Here is a 2,460-nt window from a genome sequence, read left to right as displayed (position 1 = left end):
GAAGGAACGTATTCTAAAAGTTGAAATACTCCCGCATTATTAAAATTTATTGGAGCGGAAGATAGGATTTACACCTATATCTCGTTCCGGGAAGGAACGTATTCTAAAAGTTGAAATACTCCCGCATTATTAAAATTTATTGGAGCGGAAGATAGGATTTACACCTATACCTTGTTCCGGGAAGGAACATATTCTAACAGTTGAAATACTCCCGCATTATTAAGAATTATGGAGCGGAAGATAGGACTTGCACCTATACCTCATTCCGGGAAGGAATGTGTTCTAAAATTGAACTACTCCCGCATCGTGCATGGAGGCGGCAACCGGATTTGAACCGGTGATAAAGGTTTTGCAGACCTCTGCCTTACCACTTGGCTATGCCGCCAATAACTGGGCTAGCTGGATTCGAACCAGCGCGTGACGGAGTCAAAGTCCGTTGCCTTACCGCTTGGCTATAGCCCATTAATAAAATTAAGGGCGGTTGAAGGGAATCGAACCCTCGAGTGTCGGAACCACAATCCGATGCGTTAACCACTTCGCCACAACCGCCATGGCAGGGACAGTAGGAATCGAACCCACATCAAAGGTTTTGGAGACCTCTATTCTACCGTTGAACTATGTCCCTAAATTAAGATGGTGGAGGGGGGCAGATTCGAACTGCCGAACCCGAAGGAGCGGATTTACAGTCCGCCGCGTTTAGCCACTTCGCTACCCCTCCATGAGATGGTGCCGGCCAGAGGACTTGAACCCCCAACCTACTGATTACAAGTCAGTTGCTCTACCAATTGAGCTAGGCCGGCATAACAAAATGGTTCAGGACAGAGTCGAACTGCCGACACATGGAGCTTCAATCCATTGCTCTACCAACTGAGCTACTGAACCATTATTTGTAATGGCGGTCTCGACGGGAATCGAACCCGCGATCTCCTGCGTGACAGGCAGGCGTGTTAACCGCTACACTACGAGACCTAAAAGATAAATTGCGGGAGGCGGATTTGAACCACCGACCTTCGGGTTATGAGCCCGACGAGCTACCGAACTGCTCCATCCCGCGATAATAATTAATGGCGGAGGAAGAGGGATTCGAACCCCCGCGGCCCGTTAAGGCCCTGTCGGTTTTCAAGACCGATCCCTTCAGCCGGACTTGGGTATTCCTCCACTAATTAAATGTAAATTACTATAAAATTATTAAATGGCGGTCTCGACGGGAATCGAACCCGCGATCTCCTGCGTGACAGGCAGGCGTGTTAACCGCTACACTACGAGACCAATAAAATACGGAGGAAGAGGGATTCGAACCCCCGCGAGCCGTTAAGCCCCTGTCGGTTTTCAAGACCGATCCCTTCAGCCGGACTTGGGTATTCCTCCAAAATTATATGGACCTTGCAGGACTCGAACCTGCGACCGAACGGTTATGAGCCGTTAGCTCTAACCAACTGAGCTAAAGGTCCAAATTATAATTCTACAACTAATAAGTAGTGGCGGTGGAGGGGATCGAACCCCCGACCTCACGGGTATGAACCGTACGCTCTAGCCAGCTGAGCTACACCGCCGTTATCTAGTTTGTAAATTTAATATGGTGGAGACTAGCGGGATCGAACCGCTGACCTCCTGCGTGCAAAGCAGGCGCTCTCCCAGCTGAGCTAAGCCCCCATATTTTTTATATAATTAAAGTTCCTATCGGGAAGACAGGATTCGAACCTGCGACCCCTTGGTCCCAAACCAAGTGCTCTACCAAACTGAGCTACTTCCCGTAAGAGAACGCGCCCGATAGGAGTCGAACCCATAACCTCTTGATCCGTAGTCAAACGCTCTATCCAATTGAGCTACGGGCGCAAAATTATATATGATGCCGAGGACCGGAATCGAACCGGTACGGTGATCTCTCACCGCAGGATTTTAAGTCCTGTGCGTCTGCCAGTTCCGCCACCCCGGCACTATATTAAAAATAATGGAGCGGAAGACGGGATTCGAACCCGCGACCCCCACCTTGGCAAGGTGGTGTTCTACCACTGAACTACTTCCGCGTATGCGGGTGAAGGGAGTCGAACCCCCACGCCGTAAGGCGCTAGATCCTAAGTCTAGTGCGTCTGCCAATTCCGCCACACCCGCGTATACATGTGAGCCATAGAGGATTCGAACCTCTGACCCTCTGATTAAAAGTCAGATGCTCTACCAACTGAGCTAATGGCTCAAAATAGATGGTGCCGGCCAGAGGACTTGAACCCCCAACCTACTGATTACAAGTCAGTTGCTCTACCAATTGAGCTAGGCCGGCAATATATTGTTTTGATAAAATGGTGGAGAATGACGGGTTCGAACCGCCGACCCTCTGCTTGTAAGGCAGATGCTCTCCCAGCTGAGCTAATTCTCCATTATATTATGCCTGGCAACGTCCTACTCTAGCGGAACGTAAATCCAACTACCATCGGCGCTAAGGAGCTTAACTTCTGTGTTCGG

General features: G+C 49.7%; 25 tRNA genes. All 25 read right to left on the bottom strand.

Annotation, left to right across the window (positions count from 1 at the left end):
• Window positions 1–140 precede the first annotated feature (140 nt).
• Window positions 141–215 (bottom strand) — tRNA-Gly (locus tag AC1RRU_RS10710).
• Between the two features lie 14 nt (window positions 216–229).
• Window positions 230–303: transfer RNA gene (locus AC1RRU_RS10705), tRNA-Gly, on the bottom strand.
• An 8-nt stretch (window positions 304–311) separates the two neighbouring features.
• Window positions 312–385: transfer RNA gene (locus AC1RRU_RS10700), tRNA-Cys, on the bottom strand.
• A gap of 5 nt (window positions 386–390) precedes the next feature.
• Window positions 391–462 (bottom strand) — tRNA-Gln (locus AC1RRU_RS10695).
• Window positions 463–476: 14 nt separating this feature from the next.
• Window positions 477–549, bottom strand: a tRNA-His gene (locus tag AC1RRU_RS10690).
• Window positions 550–551: 2 nt separating this feature from the next.
• Window positions 552–625 (bottom strand) — tRNA-Trp (locus tag AC1RRU_RS10685).
• A 9-nt stretch (window positions 626–634) separates the two neighbouring features.
• Window positions 635–718: transfer RNA gene (locus tag AC1RRU_RS10680), tRNA-Tyr, on the bottom strand.
• A gap of 6 nt (window positions 719–724) precedes the next feature.
• Window positions 725–800: transfer RNA gene (locus AC1RRU_RS10675), tRNA-Thr, on the bottom strand.
• A 9-nt stretch (window positions 801–809) separates the two neighbouring features.
• Window positions 810–882: transfer RNA gene (locus tag AC1RRU_RS10670), tRNA-Phe, on the bottom strand.
• Window positions 883–893: 11 nt separating this feature from the next.
• Window positions 894–969: transfer RNA gene (locus tag AC1RRU_RS10665), tRNA-Asp, on the bottom strand.
• An 11-nt stretch (window positions 970–980) separates the two neighbouring features.
• Window positions 981–1,054 (bottom strand) — tRNA-Met (locus AC1RRU_RS10660).
• Between the two features lie 11 nt (window positions 1,055–1,065).
• Window positions 1,066–1,158: transfer RNA gene (locus AC1RRU_RS10655), tRNA-Ser, on the bottom strand.
• A 35-nt stretch (window positions 1,159–1,193) separates the two neighbouring features.
• Window positions 1,194–1,269: transfer RNA gene (locus AC1RRU_RS10650), tRNA-Asp, on the bottom strand.
• 9 nt (window positions 1,270–1,278) lie between these two features.
• A tRNA-Ser gene (locus tag AC1RRU_RS10645) sits at window positions 1,279–1,368 on the bottom strand.
• Between the two features lie 9 nt (window positions 1,369–1,377).
• A tRNA-Ile gene (locus AC1RRU_RS10640) sits at window positions 1,378–1,451 on the bottom strand.
• Between the two features lie 28 nt (window positions 1,452–1,479).
• A tRNA-Met gene (locus AC1RRU_RS10635) sits at window positions 1,480–1,553 on the bottom strand.
• Window positions 1,554–1,577: 24 nt separating this feature from the next.
• Window positions 1,578–1,653: transfer RNA gene (locus AC1RRU_RS10630), tRNA-Ala, on the bottom strand.
• A gap of 27 nt (window positions 1,654–1,680) precedes the next feature.
• Window positions 1,681–1,754: transfer RNA gene (locus AC1RRU_RS10625), tRNA-Pro, on the bottom strand.
• Between the two features lie 8 nt (window positions 1,755–1,762).
• A tRNA-Arg gene (locus AC1RRU_RS10620) sits at window positions 1,763–1,836 on the bottom strand.
• 14 nt (window positions 1,837–1,850) lie between these two features.
• Window positions 1,851–1,936: transfer RNA gene (locus tag AC1RRU_RS10615), tRNA-Leu, on the bottom strand.
• A 16-nt stretch (window positions 1,937–1,952) separates the two neighbouring features.
• Window positions 1,953–2,027, bottom strand: a tRNA-Gly gene (locus AC1RRU_RS10610).
• Between the two features lie 3 nt (window positions 2,028–2,030).
• Window positions 2,031–2,112: transfer RNA gene (locus AC1RRU_RS10605), tRNA-Leu, on the bottom strand.
• Between the two features lie 9 nt (window positions 2,113–2,121).
• A tRNA-Lys gene (locus AC1RRU_RS10600) sits at window positions 2,122–2,194 on the bottom strand.
• A gap of 8 nt (window positions 2,195–2,202) precedes the next feature.
• Window positions 2,203–2,278, bottom strand: a tRNA-Thr gene (locus AC1RRU_RS10595).
• Window positions 2,279–2,298: 20 nt separating this feature from the next.
• Window positions 2,299–2,374 (bottom strand) — tRNA-Val (locus AC1RRU_RS10590).
• Window positions 2,375–2,460 lie beyond the last annotated feature (86 nt).

The sequence above is a fragment of the Staphylococcus sp. GW821-FHT11H10 genome, from assembly GCF_058807855.1.
The sequence above is the reverse complement of the archived record's forward strand: the minus strand, read 5'-3'. Positions and strand labels throughout refer to the sequence as shown.